Source organism: Ralstonia sp. 25mfcol4.1 (assembly GCF_900104095.1).
In the GTDB taxonomy this organism is placed as follows: domain Bacteria; phylum Pseudomonadota; class Gammaproteobacteria; order Burkholderiales; family Burkholderiaceae; genus Cupriavidus.
Map to the genome: position 1 here is coordinate 262,197 of NZ_FNJO01000005.1, position 23,345 is coordinate 285,541.

Here is a 23,345-nt window from a genome sequence, read left to right on the forward strand (position 1 = left end):
GGGCTAGCCGGCGCCGCCCCGGGGCGCCATGCCCTCGCGCTCCAGCCATGCGCAGAATTGCCCGACCAGTTCATCGCCAGACTTGTCGTCCGGCACGTAGGTGCAATAGCTGCGCGATGGCAGGCGCGGCATGGCGAACGGCTCGATCAGCCGCCCGGCGGCGAGATCGTCGGCCACCAGCGCGATTGGCCCAATCGCAATGCCGATGCCGTCGATGGCGGCCTGCAAGGTCAGGTAGAAGTGGTCGAAATTCAGGGTAGCGGCCGGGATCAGGGTTGGCATCTGCGCGCTGGCCAGCCAGTCCGACCAGAGGCGGGGCAGGCTCGAAGTGTGCAGCAACGTGTGTCGGCGCAGGTCGCCTGCCGACTGAAGCGGCAGGCGCTGCAGCAACGCCGGGCTGCAGACCGGCGCCCGTTCCTCGTGCAGGAAAGACCGGGTCCCATAGCCATAGAACGTGTCCGGGCCGCCCCGGATGATCACGTCATACCCATCGCTGAGGCTTTCCAGCGGCGCGTTGGACGTCTCCACGCTTACCTCGACATCGGGATGCGCCGCGCGAAACGCTGCCAGCCGGGGCACCAGCCAGCGCAGCGTGAAGGTGGCTGAGGCGTTCACCGACAAGGTCCGGGCGACCGTCTCGGTCACGCCATAGCGGGCTGTGGCCAGCGATAGCTGCTCGAACAGCGGACCGACCTTGTCCAGATAGGCTTTGGCCGCGGGCGTCAGTGCCACGCGGCGGTTCTGCCGTTCGAACAACGGGGCGCCAAGCCATTCTTCGAGCAGGCGCACCTGCTGGCTGACCGCGCCATGCGTCACATGCAGTTCTGCGGCGGCGTCCTTGATGCTGCCGAGCCGGCCGGCGGCCTCGAAGGCCCGCAAGGCGTTTAACGGAGGCAAGACTCGTTTCATCAGAGATAGATTTTCTAACGTGACCGGCCAATTTATCTCGGTTGTACGGCCGTTACAAGATAGATATCCTGTTTTTCGATCGTTTCTGTGTCTTGCTGGCGTTGTTCCCGCTCACTTTCTTTCCGCACCCCTATGTTCAGTCTTACCGGTGGCGTCGTGCTTTTGGCGGCCTTGCTTCACGCAAGCTGGAACGCGATGCTGCATGGCAATCGAGATCGCTTCCTGTCCATGACGTGGATGAGCATCGCCATCGCGGCGGTGGCCACGTTCATCGTCGTGTCCACCCCATTGCCGGACCGTGCCGCCTGGCCGTATCTGGTGGCGTCGGGGCTCGTGCATATCTTCTACAACGTGAGTCTGGTGCGGTCGTATCGCCGCAACGACCTCGCGCTGGCCTATCCGATTGCGCGTGGTTCGTCGCCGCTGCTGGTGACGCTCGGCGCGGCATGGTTCGCGCAGGAGGCCATCGGGCCGCTGCACGTGCTGGGCGTGGCGATGATATCGGGCGGCATCATCGCCATCGCGTTGCAGGGGCGCCGCGTGTCGCGCGCCGGCGCACTGGCTGCGCTGGCGACCGGCGCGACGATTGCGCTCTATACGGTCATCGACGGCATCGGCGTCAGGCTTTCCGGCGGCCAGGCACTGTCGTACACCGCGTGGATGTTCCTGTTTTACTGGCTCATGCCGGTGCTGTTCGTTGCGATGCGTGGCGCGGGGGCGCTCTGGATGCCGGTCCGGGCCGACCCGCTGTCGGTCGGCGTATCGCTCGCGGGCGGGCTGGTGTCGCTGGCCGCGTATGGGATCGTGATCTGGGTGCTGCAGTCGGGTGCGATGGGCGCGGTGTCGGCGTTGCGAGAGACCAGCGTGGTGTTCGCGGTGCTGATCGGACGGGTGTTCCTGGGCGAAACCGTCAGCCGGACGCGCTGGGCCGCCTGCCTGGTCGTCACGGCCGGCGCGATTTGCCTGGGACTTTGAACAAGCGGAGATATTGGCAACATGACGAACGACATGAATCGGCATCGGCGGACGGGTCAATGCCATTGCGGGGCGGTGCGCTTCGAGGCGACACTGAGCGACGGCCTCAACGCGGTGCGCCGCTGCAACTGTTCCTACTGTCGGATGCGAGGCGCTGTCGTCGTCGCGGCGGAAATCGGTGGAATCAGGTTTCTGCGCGGCGAGGGGCTACTGAGCAGCTACCGCTTCAACACCGGGTCGGCCCAGCACTTCTTCTGTTCGCGCTGCGGCATCCATACGCATCTTCAGCGGCGTTCGAATCCGAACCTGTACGGCATCAACGTGGCTTGCCTGGACGGCGTCAGCCCGTTCGATTTTGCGGAGGTGCCGGTCATGGATGGCGTCAATCATCCGAACGATACCGGCGGCCCGGCGCGGCTGGCCGGCACGCTGCGGTACGTGCCGGCTGACCCGCCGATTGGCTGATCCATCAGCCCTGTTCCCAGGCGCTGCACCAGCCCTTGGCCGCCACCTCCTTGTCGCCGAACAGCACGCAGCCGCCCGATGCGCTGCCGTTGTCGCCCTGGTAGAGCTGGCAGTTGGCGCAGGTCTGCGATGGCTTGTGGGCCGGGAATTTCTGCGGATCGACCTTCGCGGTGTCGGCCTTGTAGCCCAGCTTCAGTGCCGTCGGCTCCTGCTCGCCCAGCATGCTCGCGGCGCGCGCGTGCCGGGTGCCGAGGGCTGTGCTGGCGACCATGCAGGTGGTCAGGGCGAGTGGAAGGTAGCCAAGGAATTGTCGTCTGCGCGGCATGGTGGGGTCCTGTCATGGGGGAAGCCTTGTCTGTCGCAAGGTGTGGCAAGCGTACAGGGTTTCGGCGCGCTTGAGCGCCCGGTGGATCATCCCGGCCGGAAGAAACACCGGTCCGCCTGCCGGTAGCCGGCCGAGGCAGTCGGCGGCCTTCAGGCGGCCGCCGACGTGCCGCGGTGGCGATATTGTGCGCATGGCGGGCGGCGCCTATCATCCCGGGGCCGGCATCCCGTTTTGCCGCGCCATGGGATCGGTCACATGGGCGGCGGTGTGGCGGGCCATCGGACCAATCATTGGGCCAACCACCGTCAAGCGACTGGAAGAACATGAACAACACCCCCATTCCGCAGGCTGTATACAGCCCCATCACCCGCAGCGCGATCTTTATCGTCGCCACCGTTTCCGACGGCGACGCGCACGCCGACACGGTCAGGTCGCTATGCGGCGACATCGCCGGGCTGGTGCGCTCGGTAGGCAAGCGCGTGCCGGCGGGCAACCTGTCCTGCGTCTGCGGCTTTGCATCGGATGCCTGGAGCCGGCTCTTCGGCAATCCGCGCCCGGCTTCGCTGCATCCGTTTCGCGAGTTCGAGGCCGGCAACCGACGTGCCATGGCCACTCCGGGCGACCTGCTCCTGCATATCCGCGCCGACCAGATGGACCTGTGCTTCGAACTGGCCATGCAGCTGATGCGGCGCCTGGGCGACGCGGTGACCGTGGTGGACGAAGTGCAGGGATTCCGGTACTTCGACATGCGCAGCATGGTGGGCTTTGTCGATGGCACGGAGAACCCCGAGGGCGACGACAAGGCCCGTTTCACGATCATCGGCGACGAAGACGCGGCGTTCGCGGGTGGCAGCTATGTGCTCGTACAGAAGTACCTGCACAACATGGATGCCTGGAACGACCTGACGGTGGAGGCCCAGGAGCGCATCATCGGCCGGACCAAGCTCGACGACATCGAGCTTGACGATGCGGTCAAGCCGTCCTGTTCGCACAGCACGCTGACGACGCTCGAGGAAGATGGCGAGGAGGTCAAGATCCTGCGCGACAACATGCCGTTCGGCCAGCCCGGCAAGGGCGAATTCGGCACGTATTTCATTGGCTACGCCCGCTCGCCGGCACCGATCGAGCAGATGCTTGAGAACATGGTCGTCGGCAAGCCGCCGGGCAACTATGACCGGCTGCTCGATTTCAGCCAGGCGGTGACAGGCGGCCTGTTCTTCGTGCCATCGGCCGATCTGCTGGAGGCGCTGTCGGAGCGCGAGCCCGGCACGGCTGGCTGACCGGCCGACATCAGACCGAAAAAAACGCCCGCTCGGGGAAGCGGGCGCAATCGGAGGGAGGATGGGCCCCAGATCGAGGCCAGGCCATGGTAAGCAAATGTCGCCCGCCGATGCATTGCACATTGGTATGGCTATGCCTATCCGAGGGTTGAAGGGACAATATCCGCCATCCAATCCTTGATGGGTGTGGCACCGAATTGAACTGGGACGATACGCGAATCTTTCTGGCCCTCCAGCGCGAGGGCACGTTGCGACGTGCGGCCCGGGTGGCCGGCGTCGATCAGGCCACGGTCGGACGGCGGCTGGCGGCGCTTGAGCACGCGCTGGGCGCCACGCTGTTCCTGCGCACGCCGGACGGCTATGTGCTCACGCCCGCAGGCGAAAACGCCTTGCGGTCGGCCGAGAAGATGGAGGCGTCTGCCAACGATCTGGTGCGGCAGGCGCAGGGCACCGACAGCCGGCTTGCCGGCGAGGTCAAGGTGACCACGACCGATTCGCTGGCGCTGGAGTTCGTGATTCCGGCGATTGCGCGGCTCCATGCCGACCATCCGGACGTGCAGGTGATGCTCAATACGTCGACCCAGGTGCTGAACCTGGCGCGCCGCGAGGCCGATATCGCCATCCGCAACATGAAGCCGGACAACCCCGATCTGGTCGCGCGGCGGCTGGCGCGCTGGCCGGTGGGGCTGTACGCGTCCAGCGCCTATCTGGCCCAACGCGGTGAGCCGGATCCCCAGACGGGCTTTGCCGGCCACGACCTGGTGATGTACCAGCCGCACCTGGCCAGCCGCGCAGCGCCGACCCTGGTCGGGGAGCCGATCGGTGCGGGGCGGCTGGTGGCGGCAGTGAATTCGAGCCTGATGCTCCGGGCGATGATCCGCATGGGTACGGCCATCGGCGAAGTGCCCGTGCCCCTGGCCGAGCGCGACGGGCTGGTGCGGGTCTGGCCCGACCGCGAGCGGGCCCGCCGCTACGAAGTCTGGCTGGTCACGCACCAGGACTTGCGGCACACCGCGCGCGTCCGGGCGATGATCGATACGATCGCTGCATCGTTTCAGGACCACGATGCCTGACAGCCGCCGCGCGCGGGCAGGCCGGGCGCCAGCCTGGCTCAGGCGCCGGGATGCTCCACGGCCAGCACGATCTTGCCGATGCTCTGGTTCGACTCCATGCGCCGGTGGGCATCGGCAGCCTGGCGCAGCGGAAAGACGCTGTCGATCACCGGCTTGAGCCCCGCCGCCGCGAAACGCGTCAACCAGTGCTCGCGGAAGCGGCGGGTCATCGCGTGCTTTTCGGCCTGCGTGCGCGATTTCATCACCGTGCCGATGATTTTCAGATGGCCATACAGGATGCGTTCCAGCGGCAGGTTGGCGCCCGTGCCGCCGCCGAGGATGCCTACCTGGATCAGTCGCCCGCCATTGGCCAGCGCGTGGATGTTCCGTTCGAAATAGGGCGCGCCGACGAAATCGACGATGACGTCTACACCCCGGCCGTCCGTGGCGTCCTTTACGACCGTCAGGAAGTCTTGCTGGCGATAGTCGATCAGGACGTTCGCGCCAAGCTCGCGCAGCGGCGCCAGCTTGTTGCCGCTGGCTGTGACAAATACCTCGGCGCCAGACGCGGCCGCCAGCTGCACGGCGGCGGAGCCCACGCCGCTGGCTGCGGCATGGATCAGCACGCGCTCGCCGGTGCGCAGGCCGGCAAGGTGGAACAGCGCCTCGTGGGCGGTCACGAACACTTCGGGAATCGCCGCCGCTTCGATGAAGGACAGCCCCTCCGGGATCGGCATGGCCATGCGATGGTCAATGCGGGCCAGCTCCGCGTAGCCACCGCCCCCGACAATGCCCATGACTCGGTCGCCTGTTTTGAAGCCTTGCGCCTGGTCGCCCACGGCCACCACTTCGCCAGCGATCTCCAGGCCCATGACGTCCGAATCGCCAAAGCTGGCGCGGCCGTATGCGCCTTGCCGCTGGTTGATGTCGGCGCGGTTCACGCCAGCGGCGTGGTTGCGCACCAGCAGGTCGTGGGGACGCAGCGCCGGCTCGGCTACGTCTGCCAGTTGCAGGGCGTCGGCGTCGCCGAACGATGGGATGGTGATGGCTTTCATTCGCACTCCGGTGATGCCTCCGCAACGGGCTGCAGCCGGCGCGCAAGCGGTGAATGGCGGCGAGTATAGGGTCCGTCGGCCCGGCGCAAAGCGTGAAAATCTCCAGCCCGGCGATGCATTTCTGCATCGTCAGCCGCGGCGTCACGATTCATGAGCCTGATTCATGACCGTATGCGCCGCAGCCGCGTAATCGCGCGGCGATTCTCGGATACCATCCCGCGATCCCCTGTCACGCCATACGCCCCATGACAACACTAAAAATCAATGGCCAGGTCCATGAAGTCGATCTGTCGCCCGACACCCCATTGCTCTGGACCCTCCGCGACGCCCTGGGCTTCACCGGCACCAAATTCGGATGTGGCATGGCGCTGTGCGGCGCCTGCACCGTTCACGTCGATGGCCAGGCGACGCGTTCCTGCGTGACGCCGATTTCGGCGTTGGGCGACAAGCCCGTGCGGACCATCGAATCGATGGATGCCGACCCCGTTGGCAAGGCCGTGCAGGACGCGTGGGTCGAACTGGGCGTGGCGCAGTGCGGCTATTGCCAGGCCGGCCAGATCATGACCGCCACGGCGTTGCTCAAGGACAATCCGAAGCCCACCGACGCGCAGATCGTGGCCGCGATGAGCGGCAACCTGTGCCGCTGCGGCACTTATACGCGGATCAACGCCGCCGTCCGGCTGGCGTCGTCGCGCCTGTCCGGCAACAAGACAGGAGCCAAGGCATGACGCGTACCGATATCCAGCCCCTCGAACAACCGGCGCGCCGCCGGCTCCTGCAGGCGGGCGCGGCGTTCGCGCTGTCCGTGCAGTTCGGCGGTCTGATCGCCAAGGCCGATGCCGCGGAGGCGGGCAAGAAGTATGGCGCCCTGTCGATGCCGGGCGGTGTGGTGGACAACCCGCTGGTCTTTGTCTCGCTGGCCCGTGATGGCACCGTGACCATCGTCGCGCATCGCGCCGAGATGGGTACCGGCGTGCGGACCAGCCTGCCGATGGTGGTGGCCGACGAGATGGAAGCCGACTGGAGCCGCGTGAAGATCGTACAGGCCGATGCGAACGAGGCTCGGTATGGCAGCCAGAACGTGGACGGCTCGCGCAGCATGCGGCATTTCCTGGCGCCGATGCGCCGGGTAGGTGCATCGGCGCGCCAGATGCTGGAAGCCGCCGCTGCCGCGCAATGGAAGGTGCCTGTCACCGAGGTGCAGGCGCGCCATCACGAAGTCATCCATACGCCGACCGGCCGCCGGCTGGGCTATGGCGATCTGGCCGAGGCCGCCATGCGGCAGCCAGTGCCGGCCCACGATCAACTGCGGCTCAAGCAGCCGGAGGCGTTCCGCTATATCGGCAAGGGCAAGATCGTGCCGGCCGACAGCCGCGACATCGCACAGGGCAAGGCCACGTACGGCATCGACGTGCGGTTGCCGGGCATGGTCTACGCCGTCATTGCGCGCCCGCCGGTCTATGGCGGCAAGCTGCGCAAGGTCGATAGCGCCGATGCGCTCAAGGTGCCGGGCGTCTTGCGCGTGGTGGAACTGAAGGGCTATGACGGCCCGCCGCTGTTCAATCCGGTCGGCGGGGTGGCGGTCGTGGCCACGAATACCTGGGCGGCCATGCAGGGCCGGGCGGCGCTCAAGCTCGAGTGGGACGACGGTGCGAACGCAGGCTACGATTCGGCGGCGTTCCGTCGCGCGCTGGAAGCCGCGGCGCGTCAGCCGGGCAAGGCGCTGCGCAACGACGGCGATGCCGTTGCGGCGCTGGCGGGCAGTGGCCAGCGCAAGGTGTCGGCCGAGTACTACGTGCCGCATCTTGCGCATGCATCGATGGAAACGCCGGTGGCCACCGCGCGCTTTGTCGACGGCAAGTGCGAGATCTGGGCGCCGTCGCAGGCCCCGCAGGGGGCGCTGGAAAGCGTGGCCAGGCACGTCGGGCTCGATCCCCGGGACGTGACGGTCCACCTGACGCTCCTGGGCGGCGGATTCGGCCGCAAGTCCATGGCGGACTTCATCTCCGAGGCCGCGCTGGTCTCGAAGGCCATGGACGGCAAGCCGGTGAAGCTGCAATGGACCCGCGACGACGATATCCGGCACGACTACTACCATACGGTTTCCGTCGAGCACATGGAATCGGTGCTGGATGCCAACGGCAAGCCGAAGGCCTGGCTCCATCGGTCCGCCGCGCCGACCATCGGCTCCACGTTCAAGGTGGGGGCGCAAGGCAAGGCCGACTTCGAGGCGGCGATGACGGCCATCAACATTCCGTACCAGATTCCGTCGATCCGTCTGGAATCGGCCGACGTGCCGGCGCATACCCGCATCGGCTGGTTCCGGTCGGTGTCGAACATTCCGCACGCCTTCGCGGTGCAGAGCTTCGTTGCCGAACTGGCGCACCAGGCCGGCCGCGACCCGAAGGACTACCTGCTGGAACTGATCGGGCCGGCGCGCAAGATCGATCCCACGACGCTGTCCGACAAGTGGAACTACAGCGAATCGCCCGACGTGTATCCGCTGGACACGGGCCGCATGCGCCGCGTGATCGAGGAAGCCGCGCGTCGCGCCGGCTGGGGGCGCAAGCTGCCGAAGGGCCACGGCCTGGGTATCGCCATGGCCTACAGCTTCGTGACCTATGTGGCAACGGTGGTGGAAGTGGCCGTGGACGCCAAGGGCCAGATCACCATCCCGCGCGTGGACATGGCCATCGATTGCGGTCCGCAGGTCAACCCGGAACGTATCCGCTCGCAGGTCGAAGGCGGCTGCGTGATGGGGATCGGGTTGGCGATGCTGGGCGAGATCTCGTTCCAGGGCGGGCGCGTGCAGCAGAGCAATTTCCACGACTTTGAAATCCTGCGCTCGCAGATGGCGCCGCGCGCGATTCACACGTGGATGGTCGGTGGCGGCTTCGATGTGCCGCCTGGCGGTGTGGGCGAACCGCCCGTGCCGCCGGTGGCGCCGGCGCTATGCAACGCCATCTTCGCGGCCACCGGCCAGCGCATCCGTTCGCTGCCGATCCGCGACCAGCTGGCGCAGGCCTGACGCCAGCCCGGCCTAGCCGCGTGCGCCATCCGGCCGGTACCGGATGGCGTCGATCACGATCTCGAGGGCGCGCGAGGACTGACGGCGGCTTGGATAGAACGCGTGATAGCCGGGGAAGGTCGGGCACCAGTCTTCCATCACCCGGACCAGGCGCCCGGTCTGGACGTAGGGCTCGAGCATGGGCCCGGGCAGGAACGTCAGGCCGAAGCCGTCGAGCGCGGCGTTCAGCATCTGGTTGACGCTGTTGCACACGACCTGGCCCTCCACACGCGCCTGCACCTTCCTCGCGCCCTTGGCCAGTTCCCAGGCGTAGAGGCCCCCGCTCGTGGAAAGCCGCAGGTTGATGCAGCGGTGGGCCAGCAGGTCGCGCGGCGTGGTCGGCTTGTCGCGGCCCTTGAAGTACGCAGGCGCGCCAACGATGGCCATCTTCACATCGGGGCTGATGCGCACCGCAATCATGTCCTTTTCGATCTGGTCGCCGAAGCGCACGCCAATGTCGTACCGCTCGCCGACGATATTGGTGAGGCCATAGTCGACGGTCAGTTCGACGTTGAGATCGGGATACTGCGGCAGCACCTTGGCCAGCCGGGGCCAGATGATGGCGTCGATCGGGTGATCGACGGCCGTGATGCGGATCGTGCCGGACGGCCGGTCGCCAAGATCGGCCACCGCCGAGAGATCGGCCTCGATGCTCTCGAATTTCGGACCGAGCGACTGGATCAGCCACTCGCCCGCGTCGGTCGTCGCCACGCTGCGCGTGGTCCGGGTCAGCAGACGGACGCCGAGCCTGGCCTCCAGGCCGCGAATCGTGTGGCTGAGCGCAGATTGCGTGACGCCAAGCCGTGCAGCGGCGCGCGTGAAACTGCGCTCCCTTGCCACGGTAATCAAGGCGAGCAGGTCGTTCAGGTTATGGCGGGGCATGGAGCGGGTTTTTTTGTCTTGCTTTCTGGGGCGGGGCGGCTGGCCCTTGGCCTGTAGGAGCCATGAAGGCATTTCATGAATGCCGCCGCTATTGTTCAGTCCGGAGCGCGTTCGCCGCAAGTATTTTCATGCGGAGGAACGCGGACTGGCGCCGGCCCGTGGCGACATGCCATCCCGGGATGGCGGGCCATCCCTGGCCCGGGCAGCGGGCATGTCAGCCAAATCAGTGAATCAATCTGATGCCTGTCTGACATCGGGGCGGCAAACGCGATGCTAGATTGTCTCCAGATCAATGGAGGCGCCAGGACATTGCGGCCATGTTCAATGACGGTCTTCGCGCAGCACACCAGGCGCTTTTCCTGGCTTGCCTCGTATTCGGCGCGCCTGCAACAGCGGCCGACGAGGATCCTACTGCCAGTCTGGAGAAAGTGGCCGCCTCGAGCGGCAGCGAGGTGTCGAAACCCGAGGAGTCCATCGCGGTACATGGGCAATCGACCTACGTCTGGCAGTACAAGCCAGCGTTCCCGGCCGCCTACACAGGCACCAAGAGTCTGCTGCCGTCGGCGGAACACGGCTACTCATGGTCGGCAACGCTGAGCGTCGGTTTGCGCCTGTGGCATGGCGCCACTGTCTTTCTGGATCCCGAACTGATCCAGGGCGTCGCGTTCTCCGATTCGCAGGGGCTCGGCGGGCTGGCCAACGCGGAACTTGCCAAGGCCGCCGTAGCCAATCCCACGATTTACCGGGCACGCCTTTTTCTCCGGCAGGAGATTGCAATCGGTAACGAGACGGAGCCGGCGGAATCGGGATTTCATCAGCTTGCGGGCCCGCAGGGCAAGCGCCGCGTTGTGATCACGGCTGGCAATCTGTCGGTGCTGGATGTATTCAACAGCCTGGAGTACGCCCACGATCCGCGCAGCGAGTATCTCAATACGGCCTTTGCCTCGCACGCCTCGTTTGACTTTCCCGCAGATGCGCGGGGCTACACCTGGGGCGCGGCGGTCGAGTACATCGACGGCGACTGGGCGGTGCGCGTCGGCCGGTTCATGCAGCCTGCGGAGCCAAACGGGCTGCAACTGGACACCCGGATCTTCGAGCACTACGGCGACATGCTGGAATTGGAGCGCACCTATACCTTGCTTGGCAACGCTGGGAAGGCACGCCTGCTGCTGTGGCGCAATCACGCACATATGGGGGCATTTTCAGACGCCATCGATCTGGCATCCCGCAGCGGCGGTGCACCCGATGTGGCGCAGGTACGCCGCGAGCACGCGAAAGTCGGTGCAGGCGTGAGCCTGGAGCAAAAGGTCGGCGAGTCGCTGGGGCTCTATGCCAGGGCGGACTGGGCCGATGACAAGACCGAGAGCTATGCATTTACCGAAGTGGGGCGCAGCACTTCGGCTGGGGCGATCCTGAAGGGGCTCAAGTGGCATCGGGGCATGGACAGCCTGGGGGTGGCGGTGGCTTTCAACGGACTGTCGAAGCAGCATCAGGACTACCTGGCGAGGGGCGGGCTGGGCGGCTTTCTTGGCGATGGCACGCTGCGCTATGGCCCCGAACAGATTTGCGAGGTGTTCTACAGCCTGGCGGTGCAGCGGCATCTCTTCGTCAGCCCGGACTTCCAGTACATCAGGCATCCGGGCTACAACCGCGACCGGGGCCCTGCGCGCTTTTACGGCGTGCGGGTGCACGCACAGTTTTGATTCCCGCACTGTCCGGATAGGGGGATATCCGGACAACCCGCGGTCGATGTCCATCCCGCCGGCGTTCGATTAATGTAGAAATTACGATTCGGGGAAAGGGCAATGGCATGGCACTCGAAGACTTGGGCGACCTGGCGGCGGTCGAGCGATATCTGAAAGACCTCAGCAAAGATGTGGCAAGCCAGACGAGGTTGGTCCGTTGGCTGACCCGCGACGGGCGAGACGCCACAATCGAGGCACAGGTGCTGACGAATATGAGAGGCGCCCTCGATGCATTGGAATGGCGCGCTGCTCAGTTGCGCCGAGAGAAGGCCGGTGCTTCCGCGATAGATAAATGAAGCCCGTTGTCCACCACTTCCATTCGGATCCGCCGCGCCACGGCATGAAGTACTATGTGATCTTTGCTGCATGCGTGTTGGCGGTCGGCGCGGTCTACGCGGCCGTGTCCCTCCTTGTGCGGGCCCTGTAGAGATTGTTGCTTCCCCCTTGCGACGCGCGACCCGCCCGACTGCGGCGGCGCTTGCCTGCGTCAACGCTTCGCGTCTGACGACCATCGACTGAACAGCAGAAGTTTCGTCGGCATTGAAAAATCGAACGACGGAAGTTACTGATGCACGCGCGCAGCCAGCAAAAAAAGAGCCGCGCCAAACTTACGGCGCGGCCAGAGCGAGTTGCCGGCGGATGCCGGACTAGACCAATGTAGTACGCGACCCCTTGCACCCCTGCGTCAGGAATCGACGGGTTTCGTACAGTGCCATCCCAAAGCGATTCCAGCCCCGGAAGCCCCGCGCCGCCGCAGAAGGGCCCACTACCTCTTTACGGACCCTCCACCATCGAACGACCTGTCGACCCGCGCTTTTGCGTGCTCGATTGCCGCATCCATCGCCGCCCGCTTGCTGCCGTGAAAGGGGCCATGATCGCTATAGGCCGCCTTGTGATCGATCGTATACGTCCAGCACCATTTCCCAAAAACATGTTCGACGGCTTTGACCACGATATGGTGGTCGCGATAGAAGAGACTTTCCTCCATGGTTGCTCCTGGCAGGCAGGGAATGAAAGGGCAAGGGCCGCATCTGCCTGCCGTCGAAGCAGCAACGAACATGCCGGCGTGCGCGGTTCCAGGCAGGTCAGCCCGGAGGCCGGGAAGCACAGAGCGCGCAAGGACAGGCTGTTCCATGTCGGGAATGCTCTATTTTGGAACAGGAGGAAGCGCCCGGACTATCCTCAAGGATTGATTAGATTACTCAGACAACGGCTTCGGAGGAGGGAATGGCACGCCCTGGATCGCTTGGCTTCGTCGGCGTTGTCAGCTTGCTGTTCACGACGCTCACAGCGTTATATCTGCTGGGAGGCGGCGCATGGCTGGTATCGCTCGGCGGTTCGGCCTACTACGTCGTTGCCGGTGTCGTTCTGCTTGCTGTGGCATGCGCGCTTTATCTGCGCAGGCCGATCGCGCTGGTGCTATATGCGTTGTTGCTGGTCGGCACCGCCATCTGGTCCGTCTGGGAATCGGGGACCGATTTCTGGGCGCTCGCGCCGCGCGCCGGCGTGCTGGTCGTGTTTGGCGTGTGGCTGCTGCTTGTCAGCTGGCGCCTGCCGGGCAGGCCAGGGCTGGGCGTGGGTCTGCTCGTCGCCGCGCTGGTGATATGGGCCGGCGTGCTTGTCTACGCGAGTGTCAACGATCCACAAACGGTCGGCGGGGCCTTCGGGACGGCAGCGGTTTCGCCGGCCAGCGATCGCGACGGCATTGCCAGCGCCGACTGGCCGGCTTATGGGCGTACGCAGGAAGGCACGCGGTATTCGCCACTTCAACAGATCACGCCGCAGAATGCCAAGGACCTGAAGGTGGCCTGGACATTCCGTACGGGTGACATGAAAGGGCCGAAAGATCCGGTGGAAATCACCAACGAGGTCACGCCGATCAAGATCGGCAATCTGCTCTATCTCTGCTCGCCACACCAGCAGCTTTTTGCGCTGGACCCTGCTACCGGCACGCTCAAGTGGAAGTTCGACCCCAAGCTGCAGCCCGATCCGTCATTCCAGCACGTGACCTGCCGTGGCGTGTCGTATGTCGATCTTTCAGCGAGCCCCCCGGGGTCTGGGCCGGCTGCATCGGCCAGCGACGCGACGGCCGCCGCGCCTGCCGGTGCCGCGGCCCCGGCCAGCGACGCGTGCACCCGGCGGATCTACTTGCCGGTCAACAATGGCCACCTCTATGCGCTCGATGCATTGACAGGGCAGCGTTGCGCCGGTTTTGCGGATCAGGGGGATCTCGATCTCCAGCATGCGATGCCGGTCACCACGCCCGGCATGTACGAGCCCACTTCGCCACCGGTCGTCACAAGCAAGGTGATTGTCGTGGCGGGTGCGGTGGAGGACAACTTCTCGACGCGCGAGCCGTCGGGCGTCATCCGCGGTTACGACGTGCGTACGGGCGAACTGCTGTGGGCGTTCGATCCCGGCGCGCCGGACCCGAACAGGATTCCGGGGCCAGAAGGGCACTACACCTGGAATTCGCCGAATTCCTGGGCGCCTGCCGCCTATGACGCGAAGCTCGACATCGTATATCTGCCCATGGGCGTCAAGACGCCGGATATCTGGGGCGGCGACCGTTCCCCGGACATGGAGCGGTATGCATCGGGCCTGCTTGCGCTGCATGCGTCGACCGGCAAGCTTGCCTGGTTCTACCAGACGGTGCACCACGACCTCTGGGACATGGACCTGCCTTCGCAGCCTACGCTTGCCGACATCACGGACAAGGACGGCAAGACGGTGCCTGTCGTATATGCGCCCGCGAAGACGGGCAACCTGTTCGTGCTGGATCGCCGCACCGGGGCGCTTGTGGTGCCCGCACCCGAAAGACCCGTGCCGCAGGGCGCCGCGCCCGGGGATCGCGTCTCGCCGACGCAACCGTTCTCCGCGCTGACCTTTCGGCCGGAGAAGCTGCTCACCGACGCGGATATGTGGGGCGCCACGATGTACGACCAGCTTGTCTGCCGGGTGATGTTCCACAAGCTACGCTACGAAGGCACCTTCACGCCGCCTTCCCTGCAGGGCACGCTGGTCTTCCCCGGAAACCTTGGCATGTTCGAATGGGGCGGCATCGCGGTGGACACAGATCGTCAGATTGCCGTGGCCAACCCGATCGCGCTGCCGTTCGTCTCCCGGCTGGTACCGCGCGGTCCTGGTAATCCGGTCGAGCCGGAACAAGGCGCAAGGGGCAGCGGCACGGAGGTGGGTATTCAATCGCAATACGGTGTCCCATACGGCGTGACGCTGAATCCGTTCCTGTCTCCGTTCGGCCTGCCGTGCAAACAGCCGGCGTGGGGCTATATCGCGGCCATCGATCTGAAGACCAATGCCATCGTGTGGAAGAAGCGTATCGGTACGGTTCGTGACAGCGCGCCAGTACCGCTGCCTTTCAAGATGGGCATGCCGATGCTGGGCGGGCCGATTGTCACGGCGGGTGGCGTGGTGTTCATTGGGGCGACGGCGGACAACTACCTGCGCGCCTTCGATGTCAATACTGGCGCTCAGCTCTGGCAGGCGCGGCTGCCGGCCGGCGGTCAGGCAACGCCGATGACCTATGCGGTCAACGGCAAGCAGTACGTGGTGATTGCTGCCGGCGGCCATGGCTCATTCGGCACGAAGCTGGGCGACTACGTCATTGCCTATGCGCTACCGCAGTAGCGCCGCAGGGCTGACAACGGGGGCACCAAACCCATGCGGAAGAACGGCAATCCATGCAGGCGGCTCGTCACGCGTCTGGCGTGGCTTTCATGGGCCGGACTGGGTCTGGCTCCGTGCGGCGCGCAGGCGTACGACGTAAGCAATAGTCCCTATCTGCTCGGGGATTGGAATGGGCAGCGCACGCGTTTGGCGGAGCAGGGCGTGACGTTCGGCGTGAACTACGTCAGCGAGCTTGCCCGCAACCTGAGCGGGGGCACCGAGGATCTGACCCGGTATGCCGATCAATGGGCGTTCAGCACGACGCTGGATTTGCAGAAGGTCGCGGGGTGGCGGGGCGCGACCTTTCAGTTCACGATGACGGATCGTAATGGCCGCAATCTGGGGGCGGATGCGGGTATCGGCAACAACATGCTTGTCCAGGAAGTCTACGGACGCGGCCAAACCTGGCATCTGACGCAACTATGGGTGAACCAGAAGCTGCTGGACGACCGCCTGGAGATCAAGCTGGGACGGTTGACGGTTGGCGAGGACTTTGCGAGCTTTTCCTGTGACTTCCAGAACCTGACCTTCTGCGGGGCGCAACCGGGCAATCTGGTGGGCAGCTACTGGGTCAACTGGCCGACCAGCCAGTGGGCCAGCCGCATCAAGTACCGGACTTCGCAGGACACTTACGCCCAGGTCGGCATCTATCAGGTCAATCCCAACTATGTCGACGACAGCTACGCGCGTCACAACGGATGGAAACCGAACAATCCCAGTGGCACGACCGGGGCGCTGCTGCCCCTGGAAGTGGGATGGCTACCGGCCTTTGCGGGGCGCCCTGGTTCTTACAAGCTCGGGGCCTGGTACAACACGTCCGACGGTAGCGACCTCTATTACGACATCAACCATAACCCGCGTGGCGTGACCGGTCTCGATCCGCTCCAGCGCAGCGGCCAGTTCGGGGTCTATATCAACGTCCAGCAGCAGGTCACGGGGACCAAAGGCGGCCGGGGCGCGACGGTGTTCCTGAATGTCTCCCAGGCAGACCGCAGCACTGCCCAGCTGGACCACCAGATCGCGCTCGGCGTCCAGTTCGCAGGGCCATTCGAGAGCCGGCTGCGGGATTCCGTCGGCCTGGCCATCGGTGCCACGCACAACAACGATCGGTTTGCCAGCTATGTGGCGCAGAACAATGCCCGTACCGGCAGCAACACAGTGGCAGGCAGCGGATATGAGTATGTGACCGAACTGTATTACGCGTGGTCCCCAGTGTCATCGGTGCTGTTACGTCCCAATGTGCAGTACATCCTGCATCCGGGCGGGACGTCCCATAACGGCAATGCTTTCCTGATCGGCTTGAAGTCGAGCGTCACGTTCTGACCCGTGGCGCCGACCGGGCTATGGGCCGTGAGGACCGTCTCAAACAGGGGCTATTCAGCAGCCTTTGTCGCCTAAATCACACAGAAATATGATGCTTGAAGCGCTTATACGATGAAAAACCGTTTGATTTAAGGCCCTTTAGTCACATGTCGTGTCCTTGCACTGCGTAGCATTACCTAATGCTGCATTGCGGCAAACGCTCCTGCTACAATACGGGAAAACCCCATAAGGGTAATCCCTAGCAGGAAGAACGCCATGAACATCCAATCCGACATCAAGCTGACCGATCAACTGGAACGCGAGCTTATCGACCGCGAACTGGGTACCCAGAGCCTGGGCTTTGCCAACGATGTGAAGCGCGTGGTGGCAGCCGTGCAGAACGTTTTCGCCCGCCTGCAGGCGGAAGCGCGCAAGGCCAAGGTCGTCTACGCGAACGGCTGATCGGTACCAGCCGATCGTGAAGGGCGGCGCGCGAGGCGCCGCAAGAATATGAAAACCGGTCCGTCGCACACCTCGATCAGGTGTGCGACGGGCCGGTTTTCGTTTGCTGGCTAGAAATCCGCCAGGGCGGAGCCTCATATGGAGGTCGGCATGACGCTAACCGGACGCGAAGTCATATCAGCCCTCACAGCGGAAATCGCCGCCATTCCAGGTCGCACTGCCATCGGCGGGCTTGATGCTGCCTGGACTTTCGCAAGCCGCCCATTTGATGCCGCCTTTCGTGTGCGATATGCGCTCGATCCTGCCGGGGGCGATGGGGCCGGTGCCACACCCTGTCGCGCAGACGTCCTTGTCGAACCATTCGACGAATACCCTGAACGTGCAATGGTTCTCCACTACGGTCATTCCGTTTGCCTTGTGTTCGAACGTCACGCAGGTATCGCCCGTACGGTAGGCCGTTTTCGGTGTGTTCGTGCCGTTGCCGACGCATCCACACAATGCGGCGGAAAGAACGATGCAAGCGAACGTTCTCATCGTAATACCTCCTCTTGCCGATGCGTTCTCCGGCGTTGAACGGCCAGCAGGGTTATCGCCGAACAGCATGTCAGATTGAGCAATGCGATCAGCGTCAAGAAGAGATCCTCCACGACGACCGCACCGTAGGCCAGGGCAGTTCCGTTTGCGACAACCCAGGAGCCCCACGTCAGCAGGGAGATATCCCTGGCACCGTCGTTGCTGCGCCATACCGCCATCAATTGGGGCACGTAGGTAAAGACGCGTGCCGCGTTCGACAAGACATAAAGCGAGGCAATCGTCGAATTCGTGGACCAGGGAGGCGTTGCCGTACCGACGAAGAAGACTGGCCGGTTCCAGGCTGCCGTCACGAACAGGAAATACATCAAGGCAATCGCATAACAAGCAGCCGTCCGCTTGTCGACCGTGAAAAGAACTCGTTGGATGTAGTCGCGCATCGAGGAGGCCTTTCTTCTTTTTGGGGACTTCATGCTGCCATCTAGCGTATAGACTCGTTCTCGATGCCGCGTCATTGGAAGCGATGACTGACGGAAGAAATTTCCCGAAGGGAGTTCGACATGAACGGACTTGATGGCGTGACTGCGCGGCAACTCTCTGATTTGATTGGCGACGTCTATGATTGCGCGCTGGAGCCCGAACGTTGGCCATCCACATGCCGGACTGTCGCCGACCTTTGCGAAAGCACGGGTGGCGGCATTTGCGTCCATGACCTCAAGCAGGTGCGTAACGACCAGTTGTTTGTTTTTGGTTACGAGCCGAAATTTCTGGAGGCGCTGGGCAGCCAGTTCGCGGAAAGCCCGATGGCCGCGGCCGACGTCGTGTCGAATGTCGGGGACGTGAACTCCCTCGCCAGGGAGCCGCGACAATTGCTTGAGAGCCGCTTCTACAGGGAAGTCCTCGAACCCTATGGGCTTCGCGACATCATCTGGTTTCCTGCCCTGCGTACCGGCGGCAGGATGGCGTCGCTGCATGCGTCCCGTGGCGAGAAGGGACCCTTCTATCACCAGCGTGACGTAGAACTCTTCAGACTCATATCTCCCCACGTCTGCCGAGCGCTCGCCATCTCGGATGCGCTCGACATCCGGGCGCTCCGATCGCAGATGCTGGAAAAGACGCTTGATGGTCTATCTGCCGGCGTTTTCTTGACGGCGCGTGATGGCCACGTGGTCTACATGAATGCGGCGGCCGAACGGCAGGTCCGCGAGGGGCGGGCAGTCTGCATCGCCCACAACAGATTGTCGGCCGTCCTGCCTGAGGCGCGCGCAGCACTGGAAAGTCATATCGATGCGGCGACACAGGCAGCGTCGCCGGCAGCCTGGCGCGATCATTCCGTCGCGATTCCTGATGGCATGGGTGCCGGCAGGGGGTACGTCGCAACGCTGCTGCCGATAGAGAGTGGCGAACGCAGCGGAATCCTGGCGCCTTTCGCGGCGTCAGTCGCCGTGTTCGTGCAGGACCCGATCCAGGTCCCCCTCATGCCCGGCGAAGCCTTTGCCCGGCTCCACGGACTGACGGGCGCTGAGTTGCGCGTGCTCCTCGCGCTGTCGCAAGGCCTTGGCGGGATGGAGTCGGCGGAAATGCTAGGCGTCAGCGAGCCGACGGTGCGTACCCACTTGCAGCATATCTTTTCCAAGACAGGGACGACGAAGCAGGCCGACCTTCTGCTTTTACTGAGTCGGTCAACGCCGCCGGTACGCGCCGTGAACTAGCGGTTTACGTCACTTTCGCGTTCAGGCGAAAGCACACCGAGATAACAGGTCCCGACAAGCGCCTTCGCCATTGGCAGCTTCGGGGGATGTGCTGCTACGCGGCCGCCGCTTCCTCGCGCATGCGACGGGCTTCGTCGCGCAGGAACTGCTGATAATCGTCCAGATCGCCGTCGAAGGGCTCGACGCCGCCCTTGGTGACCAGCCAGAACTCGTCACATACGGCGCGCAGCAGTGCGCGGTCGTGGCTGACCAGCATTACGGTGCCTTCGAATTCGTTGAGGGCCATGCCCAGGGCTTCGCGCGTGGACAAGTCCAGGTGGTTGGTGGGCTCGTCGAGCAGCAGCAGGTTCGGGCGCTGCCATACGATCATGCACAACACGAGCCGCGCCTTTTCGCCGCCGCTCATCGTGCTGACCGCCTGATGGACCATGTCGCCGCTGAAGTTGAAGGTGCCAAGGAAGGTGCGCAGCGATTGTTCGGTTCCACTCTGGCCCGGGGCACGCATGTGAGCCGGCGTGTCCTTGGCAAGGCGGATCATGTGTTCCATCGGGGTGTCGTGCGGGCGCAGCACGTCAAGTTCCTGCTGGGCGAAGTAGCCGATATTCAGGCCCTTGCCTTCGCTGATTTCGCCGGCAATCGGGGCCAGCGCATGCGCCACGGTCTTTACCAGCGTGGACTTGCCCTGGCCGTTGGCGCCGAGAATGCCGATGCGCTGCCCGGCCAGCACGGAACGGTTGATGCCTCTGACGATGACCGTGGGCGGGGTGCCCGGCGGTGCGCCGGCCGGCGCCGGGTAGCCGAAGCTCGTGTCCAGCATCGACAGCAGCGGGTTCGGTACGTTGAGCGGCTCCTTGAACTCGAAGTTGAACTCTGCGTCGGCAAGCACCGGTGCGATCTTCTCCATGCGTTCGAGCGCCTTGACACGGCTTTGCGCCTGCTTCGCCTTCGAGGCCTTGGCCTTGAAACGGTCGATGAATTTCTGCAGGTGGGCGATCTTGTCCGCCTGCCTGGCCATCGCGGCCTGCTGCAACACCAGCTGTTCGGCTCGCATGTCCTCAAACTTGCTGTAGTTGCCGCCGTAGCGCACAAGCTGCGCGTTGTCGACGTGTACCGTCACTTGTGTCACCGCATCGAGAAACTCGCGGTCGTGGCTGATCACGACCAGGGTTCCCTGATAGCGCTTGAGCCAGGCCTCCAGCCAGACCAGCGCGTCGAGGTCCAGGTGATTCGTTGGTTCGTCGAGCAGCAGCAGGTCGGACGGGCACATCAGCGCACGCGCCAGCTGCAGTCGCATGCGCCAGCCGCCGGAGAAACTGTTGACCGGCTGGCTGAGCTGCGCGGCACTGAAGCCAAGGCCCAGGATCAGGGCCTGGGCACGGGCCGGCGCATCGTGCGCACCGGCGTCGTGCAGGGCCATGTAGGCGTGTGCCATGCGCATGCCGTCGTCGCTGGCCTCGGCCGCGGCCACTTCGGTCTGTGCCGCCAGCAGCACGGTGTCACCTTCGACGACGAAGTCGGTCGCGCTTTGCTCGGTCTCGGGCATTTCCTGTGCGACCTGCCCCATCTTCCATGCCGCGGGAATCGAGAACTCGCCGCTGTCTTCGTGCAGCGTGCCGTTGAGAAGGCCAAAGAAGGACGACTTGCCGGCGCCATTGCGGCCGACCAGCCCGATCTTTTCGCCGGGGTTGAAGGTGACGGATGCGCGGTCAAGTACGACATTGGCGCCACGACGCAGCGTGACATTACGGACGGAAATCATAGCGAGCTACTTCGGAGAGGACTGGCATGATAGCCGACCGGGCGTGAGGGGTTGTCGCTTTTCTGGCCGCGCCCGGCATTCCGGCGGCTGGACCAGCGAACATGGCCCGATCAGCCGTTCGCCCTGTCGAGATGCGCCGACGGTCCGATGGCAATGGCGATTTTTCCCTGCAGGCCGTTGTTGGGGCTTTCGAGTCTGGCGTGCGCGATGGGGATGTCGGCGAGCGAATACACCGCCCCGACGTGGGGCCGCAGTTGGCCGCGCTCGACCAACGCGCTCAGCTCGTCCAGCTTGCCTCGGTTCTGCCGGGTGAACACGAAGTAGCTCGCGTTCCTGCCCCATGCCTGGATCATGTTCTGCGGCTGTGCGGTATCGACGATCGTAACGACACGGCCCAGCTGGGCGAGGGCGTCGGCACTGCGGGACAGCGTGTTGCCGCCGATGGTGTCCAGCACAACATCCACGCCCCGGCCGCCTGTTTCGCGCAGGATCGCGTCGACGTAGTCCTCCTTGCGATAGTCGATGGCTACATCGGCGCCCATACGGGTTGCAAACGCGAAGTTGACGTCCCGTACGGTCGTGAACACCGTGGCGCCCATCGCCTTCGCGAGTTGGATCGCAAGATGACCGACACCGCCCGCGCCGCCGTGGATGAGGATGCTTTCTCCCGCGCGCAGCGCCGCACGCGCGACCAACGCTTCCCACACCGTACCGCCAGCGAGGCTCAGGCTTGCCGCTTCGACGTGGCTCAGGAGCGCTGGCTTCTTCCCTACGATGTGCTCGGATGCAACGTGGTATTCGGCATAGCTTCCGGGGCCGTCGAAGATCTGGGGGGTGTACCAGACTTCGTCGCCCGGGCGGAAGGCCGTTACGCCGGCGCCGATCGCTTCGACGACGCCCGAGACGTCGTGACCGGTGATGGTGGGCAGTGGTACCAGATCGGCATAGTCGCCGCGCCGGACCTGATAGTCCAGGGGGTTGATCGACGTGGCCTCGACCCGGACCAGGACTTGTCCCGCCTGCGGCGCGGGCTTCGGTACGTCGCTCAGCGCGAACGCATCGGGGCCGCCGAAGGTATTCAGTATCAGTGCTTTCATTGCCAGGTATCTCCGGATCGTTTCGGAAAAAAGGGATATCGGGAAATATCGATATACGTGGGCAAAAAATTACAGCTCCTTCCCGATCAACTCGGCGAGGGCGCTGATGGCTGCTTCGTTCCGCTTGTAGTACGTCCACTGGCCGATGCGCTGGACGTCCACCAGCCCCGCACGTTGCAGCGTCGCAAGGTAATCGGACACTGTCGATTGCGATAGCCGGACACCTTCCTGGATGCTGCTCACGCAAACGCCCACCGTGTGAACGTCGCCCTCATCCTGCGGGGGGAAGTTCTTCACGGGATCTTTCAAGCGGCGCAGGATGTCGAGGCGAGTCCGGTTCGAGAGCGCTTTGAAAATGTCGAGCAGGTCCATGGTGGCAGTATATCGGTATTTCCCGATATGTCAATGTGCGGCGCCTGCCCGTCGGTGAGCGAAGCTCAGCGCGGACCGGAATCATTCTGAAAGGCTAGGCGGGTACGGCTATTACACGCGGGTCGGGACGGGAATCCTTGCTTATGCTCCGGTTCGACGGCCGACATACCCGGACATCCGACGGAGAAACCCGTTGGCGACCATGCGGGTGGCTGAGGATGAGCCGCAAAAAGCACATGTTGCGCCTTGGCACTACGCAGAATTACCTAATGCTGCGCTGCGACAATCCTTCTGCTACAATTCGGGAAAACCCCATAAGGGTTATCCCTGAAAGGAAGGACGCCATGAACACCCAATCCGATATCAAGCTGACCGATCAACTGGAACGTGAACTGATCGACGGTGAACTGGGCACGCAACGCCTGGGCTTCGTCAACGATGCGAAGCGTGCAGTAGCCGCAATCCAGAACATCTTTACCCGCCTGCAGGCGGAAGCGCGCAAGGCCAAGGTGGTCTACGCGAACGGCTGAGCGACGCCAGCAGATAGAGAAGGGCGGCGCATCCGGCGCCGCATGCATTGAAAAACCGGCCCGCCGCACACCAAATCCAGGTGTGTGGCGGGCCGGTTTTTATTTGATCTTCAGGAAGAAGCGCGCCGCACGCGGACG

Annotated in this window: 23 protein-coding genes; 13 read left to right on the forward strand and 10 right to left on the reverse strand. The window is 64.2% G+C overall.

Annotated features, from left to right (window positions below; genetic code table 11):
• Nucleotides 1-3: 3 nt before the first annotated feature.
• Complete coding sequence (gcvA, locus tag BLQ58_RS11510; RefSeq protein WP_092597916.1) at nt 4-909, reverse strand: transcriptional regulator GcvA; 906 nt, start codon at nt 907-909, stop codon at nt 4-6.
• Nucleotides 910-1,041: 132 nt separating this feature from the next.
• Between gcvA and BLQ58_RS11515 the strand changes: the two genes are divergently transcribed.
• Together BLQ58_RS11515 and BLQ58_RS11520 are read left to right on the forward strand one after the other, a co-directional pair.
• Nucleotides 1,042-1,884, forward strand: a complete 843-nt coding sequence (locus BLQ58_RS11515) for a DMT family transporter (protein ID WP_092597919.1) — start codon at nt 1,042-1,044, stop codon at nt 1,882-1,884.
• A 21-nt stretch (nt 1,885-1,905) separates the two neighbouring features.
• Complete coding sequence (locus BLQ58_RS11520; protein ID WP_175459889.1) at nt 1,906-2,349, forward strand: GFA family protein; 444 nt, start codon at nt 1,906-1,908, stop codon at nt 2,347-2,349.
• 4 nt (nt 2,350-2,353) lie between these two features.
• On the opposite strand, the gene BLQ58_RS11525 is transcribed toward BLQ58_RS11520, so the two are convergent.
• Nucleotides 2,354-2,674, reverse strand: coding sequence for a high-potential iron-sulfur protein (locus BLQ58_RS11525; RefSeq protein ID WP_092597922.1), 321 nt, complete (start codon nt 2,672-2,674; stop codon nt 2,354-2,356).
• 323 nt (nt 2,675-2,997) lie between these two features.
• Here BLQ58_RS11525 and BLQ58_RS11530 point away from each other — a divergent pair, with 323 nt between their 5' ends.
• Together BLQ58_RS11530 and BLQ58_RS11535 are read left to right on the forward strand one after the other, a co-directional pair.
• On the forward strand, nt 2,998-3,954 hold the full coding sequence (locus tag BLQ58_RS11530; protein ID WP_092597925.1) for a Dyp-type peroxidase: 957 nt from the start codon (nt 2,998-3,000) through the stop codon (nt 3,952-3,954).
• Nucleotides 3,955-4,151: 197 nt separating this feature from the next.
• Nucleotides 4,152-5,027: a LysR family transcriptional regulator gene (locus tag BLQ58_RS11535; RefSeq protein WP_092597928.1), complete on the forward strand. Its 876-nt coding sequence runs from the start codon at nt 4,152-4,154 to the stop codon at nt 5,025-5,027.
• A 38-nt stretch (nt 5,028-5,065) separates the two neighbouring features.
• Here BLQ58_RS11535 and BLQ58_RS11540 read toward each other — a convergent pair whose 3' ends face one another.
• The gene (locus tag BLQ58_RS11540) at nt 5,066-6,061 is read right to left on the reverse strand and encodes an NAD(P)H-quinone oxidoreductase (protein WP_092597931.1); all 996 of its coding nucleotides are present in this window, start codon (nt 6,059-6,061) and stop codon (nt 5,066-5,068) included.
• Between the two features lie 245 nt (nt 6,062-6,306).
• Here BLQ58_RS11540 and BLQ58_RS11545 point away from each other — a divergent pair, with 245 nt between their 5' ends.
• Nucleotides 6,307-6,789 carry a (2Fe-2S)-binding protein gene (locus BLQ58_RS11545; RefSeq protein WP_092597934.1) on the forward strand — a complete coding sequence of 161 codons (483 nt, stop codon included), beginning with the start codon at nt 6,307-6,309 and terminating at the stop codon, nt 6,787-6,789.
• A complete protein-coding gene (locus BLQ58_RS11550) occupies nt 6,786-9,089 on the forward strand; it encodes a xanthine dehydrogenase family protein molybdopterin-binding subunit (RefSeq protein WP_092597937.1) in 2,304 nt (767 codons plus the stop codon). Before BLQ58_RS11545 ends, BLQ58_RS11550 begins: the two co-directional genes overlap by 4 nt.
• Nucleotides 9,090-9,101: 12 nt before the next feature.
• Here the strand turns inward: BLQ58_RS11550 and BLQ58_RS11555 are convergent, their stop codons facing one another.
• Entirely contained in the window at nt 9,102-10,010 is a 909-nt protein-coding gene (locus tag BLQ58_RS11555) for a LysR family transcriptional regulator (protein WP_092597940.1), read from the reverse strand.
• Between the two features lie 317 nt (nt 10,011-10,327).
• On the opposite strand from BLQ58_RS11555, the gene BLQ58_RS11560 reads away from it, so the two are divergent.
• Nucleotides 10,328-11,713, forward strand: coding sequence for a carbohydrate porin (locus BLQ58_RS11560; RefSeq protein ID WP_092597943.1), 1,386 nt, complete (start codon nt 10,328-10,330; stop codon nt 11,711-11,713).
• A 107-nt stretch (nt 11,714-11,820) separates the two neighbouring features.
• Entirely contained in the window at nt 11,821-12,051 is a 231-nt protein-coding gene (locus BLQ58_RS11565; protein WP_092597946.1) for a hypothetical protein, read from the forward strand.
• A gap of 470 nt (nt 12,052-12,521) precedes the next feature.
• On the opposite strand, the gene BLQ58_RS11570 is transcribed toward BLQ58_RS11565, so the two are convergent.
• Nucleotides 12,522-12,743 (reverse strand): hypothetical protein, encoded by a 222-nt coding sequence (locus BLQ58_RS11570; RefSeq protein WP_092597949.1) that lies wholly within the window; start codon nt 12,741-12,743, stop codon nt 12,522-12,524.
• Nucleotides 12,744-12,982: 239 nt separating this feature from the next.
• Between BLQ58_RS11570 and BLQ58_RS11575 the strand changes: the two genes are divergently transcribed.
• The 3 genes from BLQ58_RS11575 (at nt 12,983) to BLQ58_RS11585 (ending at nt 17,206) form a co-directional block, all read left to right on the forward strand.
• The gene (locus BLQ58_RS11575; RefSeq protein WP_092597952.1) at nt 12,983-15,403 is read left to right on the forward strand and encodes a glucose/quinate/shikimate family membrane-bound PQQ-dependent dehydrogenase; all 2,421 of its coding nucleotides are present in this window, start codon (nt 12,983-12,985) and stop codon (nt 15,401-15,403) included.
• A gap of 33 nt (nt 15,404-15,436) precedes the next feature.
• Nucleotides 15,437-16,765 carry a carbohydrate porin gene (locus tag BLQ58_RS11580; RefSeq protein ID WP_092597955.1) on the forward strand — a complete coding sequence of 443 codons (1,329 nt, stop codon included), beginning with the start codon at nt 15,437-15,439 and terminating at the stop codon, nt 16,763-16,765.
• 255 nt (nt 16,766-17,020) lie between these two features.
• Nucleotides 17,021-17,206, forward strand: a complete 186-nt coding sequence (locus tag BLQ58_RS11585; protein WP_092597958.1) for a hypothetical protein — start codon at nt 17,021-17,023, stop codon at nt 17,204-17,206.
• A gap of 177 nt (nt 17,207-17,383) precedes the next feature.
• Here BLQ58_RS11585 and BLQ58_RS28785 read toward each other — a convergent pair whose 3' ends face one another.
• Together BLQ58_RS28785 and BLQ58_RS11595 are read right to left on the reverse strand one after the other, a co-directional pair.
• Complete coding sequence (locus BLQ58_RS28785; RefSeq protein WP_139186097.1) at nt 17,384-17,740, reverse strand: hypothetical protein; 357 nt, start codon at nt 17,738-17,740, stop codon at nt 17,384-17,386.
• The gene (locus BLQ58_RS11595; RefSeq protein WP_092597964.1) at nt 17,737-18,177 is read right to left on the reverse strand and encodes a hypothetical protein; all 441 of its coding nucleotides are present in this window, start codon (nt 18,175-18,177) and stop codon (nt 17,737-17,739) included. The genes BLQ58_RS28785 and BLQ58_RS11595 overlap by 4 nt, the downstream gene beginning before the upstream one ends.
• Before the next feature lie 120 nt (nt 18,178-18,297).
• On the opposite strand from BLQ58_RS11595, the gene BLQ58_RS11600 reads away from it, so the two are divergent.
• On the forward strand, nt 18,298-19,449 hold the full coding sequence (locus BLQ58_RS11600) for a helix-turn-helix transcriptional regulator (RefSeq protein WP_092597967.1): 1,152 nt from the start codon (nt 18,298-18,300) through the stop codon (nt 19,447-19,449).
• A 94-nt stretch (nt 19,450-19,543) separates the two neighbouring features.
• Here the strand turns inward: BLQ58_RS11600 and BLQ58_RS11605 are convergent, their stop codons facing one another.
• The 3 genes from BLQ58_RS11605 to BLQ58_RS11615 form a co-directional block, all read right to left on the reverse strand.
• Nucleotides 19,544-21,208: an ABC-F family ATP-binding cassette domain-containing protein gene (locus tag BLQ58_RS11605; RefSeq protein ID WP_092597970.1), complete on the reverse strand. Its 1,665-nt coding sequence runs from the start codon at nt 21,206-21,208 to the stop codon at nt 19,544-19,546.
• Between the two features lie 110 nt (nt 21,209-21,318).
• Complete coding sequence (locus BLQ58_RS11610; protein ID WP_092597973.1) at nt 21,319-22,305, reverse strand: zinc-dependent alcohol dehydrogenase family protein; 987 nt, start codon at nt 22,303-22,305, stop codon at nt 21,319-21,321.
• 69 nt (nt 22,306-22,374) lie between these two features.
• On the reverse strand, nt 22,375-22,677 hold the full coding sequence (locus BLQ58_RS11615) for an ArsR/SmtB family transcription factor (RefSeq protein ID WP_029051109.1): 303 nt from the start codon (nt 22,675-22,677) through the stop codon (nt 22,375-22,377).
• A 344-nt stretch (nt 22,678-23,021) separates the two neighbouring features.
• On the opposite strand from BLQ58_RS11615, the gene BLQ58_RS11620 reads away from it, so the two are divergent.
• The gene (locus BLQ58_RS11620) at nt 23,022-23,207 is read left to right on the forward strand and encodes a hypothetical protein (protein ID WP_029051110.1); all 186 of its coding nucleotides are present in this window, start codon (nt 23,022-23,024) and stop codon (nt 23,205-23,207) included.
• Nucleotides 23,208-23,345: the final 138 nt, after the last annotated feature.

Excerpts from the sequence above, each read along its gene's own strand:
- gcvA (WP_092597916.1), bottom strand. The coding sequence starts at position 909 with ATGAAACGAGTCTTGCCTCCGTTAAACGCCTTGCGGGCCTTCGAGGCC.
- BLQ58_RS11515 (WP_092597919.1), top strand. The coding sequence starts at position 1,042 with ATGTTCAGTCTTACCGGTGGCGTCGTGCTTTTGGCGGCCTTGCTTCAC.
- BLQ58_RS11520 (WP_175459889.1), top strand. The coding sequence starts at position 1,906 with ATGACGAACGACATGAATCGGCATCGGCGGACGGGTCAATGCCATTGC.
- BLQ58_RS11525 (WP_092597922.1), bottom strand. The coding sequence starts at position 2,674 with ATGCCGCGCAGACGACAATTCCTTGGCTACCTTCCACTCGCCCTGACC.
- BLQ58_RS11530 (WP_092597925.1), top strand. The coding sequence starts at position 2,998 with ATGAACAACACCCCCATTCCGCAGGCTGTATACAGCCCCATCACCCGC.
- BLQ58_RS11540 (WP_092597931.1), bottom strand. The coding sequence starts at position 6,061 with ATGAAAGCCATCACCATCCCATCGTTCGGCGACGCCGACGCCCTGCAA.
- BLQ58_RS11545 (WP_092597934.1), top strand. The coding sequence starts at position 6,307 with ATGACAACACTAAAAATCAATGGCCAGGTCCATGAAGTCGATCTGTCG.
- BLQ58_RS11550 (WP_092597937.1), top strand. The coding sequence starts at position 6,786 with ATGACGCGTACCGATATCCAGCCCCTCGAACAACCGGCGCGCCGCCGG.
- BLQ58_RS11555 (WP_092597940.1), bottom strand. The coding sequence starts at position 10,010 with ATGCCCCGCCATAACCTGAACGACCTGCTCGCCTTGATTACCGTGGCA.
- BLQ58_RS11560 (WP_092597943.1), top strand. The coding sequence starts at position 10,328 with ATGTTCAATGACGGTCTTCGCGCAGCACACCAGGCGCTTTTCCTGGCT.
- BLQ58_RS11565 (WP_092597946.1), top strand. The coding sequence starts at position 11,821 with ATGGCACTCGAAGACTTGGGCGACCTGGCGGCGGTCGAGCGATATCTG.
- BLQ58_RS11570 (WP_092597949.1), bottom strand. The coding sequence starts at position 12,743 with ATGGAGGAAAGTCTCTTCTATCGCGACCACCATATCGTGGTCAAAGCC.
- BLQ58_RS11575 (WP_092597952.1), top strand. The coding sequence starts at position 12,983 with ATGGCACGCCCTGGATCGCTTGGCTTCGTCGGCGTTGTCAGCTTGCTG.
- BLQ58_RS11580 (WP_092597955.1), top strand. The coding sequence starts at position 15,437 with ATGCGGAAGAACGGCAATCCATGCAGGCGGCTCGTCACGCGTCTGGCG.
- BLQ58_RS11585 (WP_092597958.1), top strand. The coding sequence starts at position 17,021 with ATGAACATCCAATCCGACATCAAGCTGACCGATCAACTGGAACGCGAG.
- BLQ58_RS28785 (WP_139186097.1), bottom strand. The coding sequence starts at position 17,740 with ATGAGAACGTTCGCTTGCATCGTTCTTTCCGCCGCATTGTGTGGATGC.
- BLQ58_RS11595 (WP_092597964.1), bottom strand. The coding sequence starts at position 18,177 with ATGCGCGACTACATCCAACGAGTTCTTTTCACGGTCGACAAGCGGACG.
- BLQ58_RS11600 (WP_092597967.1), top strand. The coding sequence starts at position 18,298 with ATGAACGGACTTGATGGCGTGACTGCGCGGCAACTCTCTGATTTGATT.
- BLQ58_RS11605 (WP_092597970.1), bottom strand. The coding sequence starts at position 21,208 with ATGATTTCCGTCCGTAATGTCACGCTGCGTCGTGGCGCCAATGTCGTA.
- BLQ58_RS11610 (WP_092597973.1), bottom strand. The coding sequence starts at position 22,305 with ATGAAAGCACTGATACTGAATACCTTCGGCGGCCCCGATGCGTTCGCG.
- BLQ58_RS11615 (WP_029051109.1), bottom strand. The coding sequence starts at position 22,677 with ATGGACCTGCTCGACATTTTCAAAGCGCTCTCGAACCGGACTCGCCTC.
- BLQ58_RS11620 (WP_029051110.1), top strand. The coding sequence starts at position 23,022 with ATGAACACCCAATCCGATATCAAGCTGACCGATCAACTGGAACGTGAA.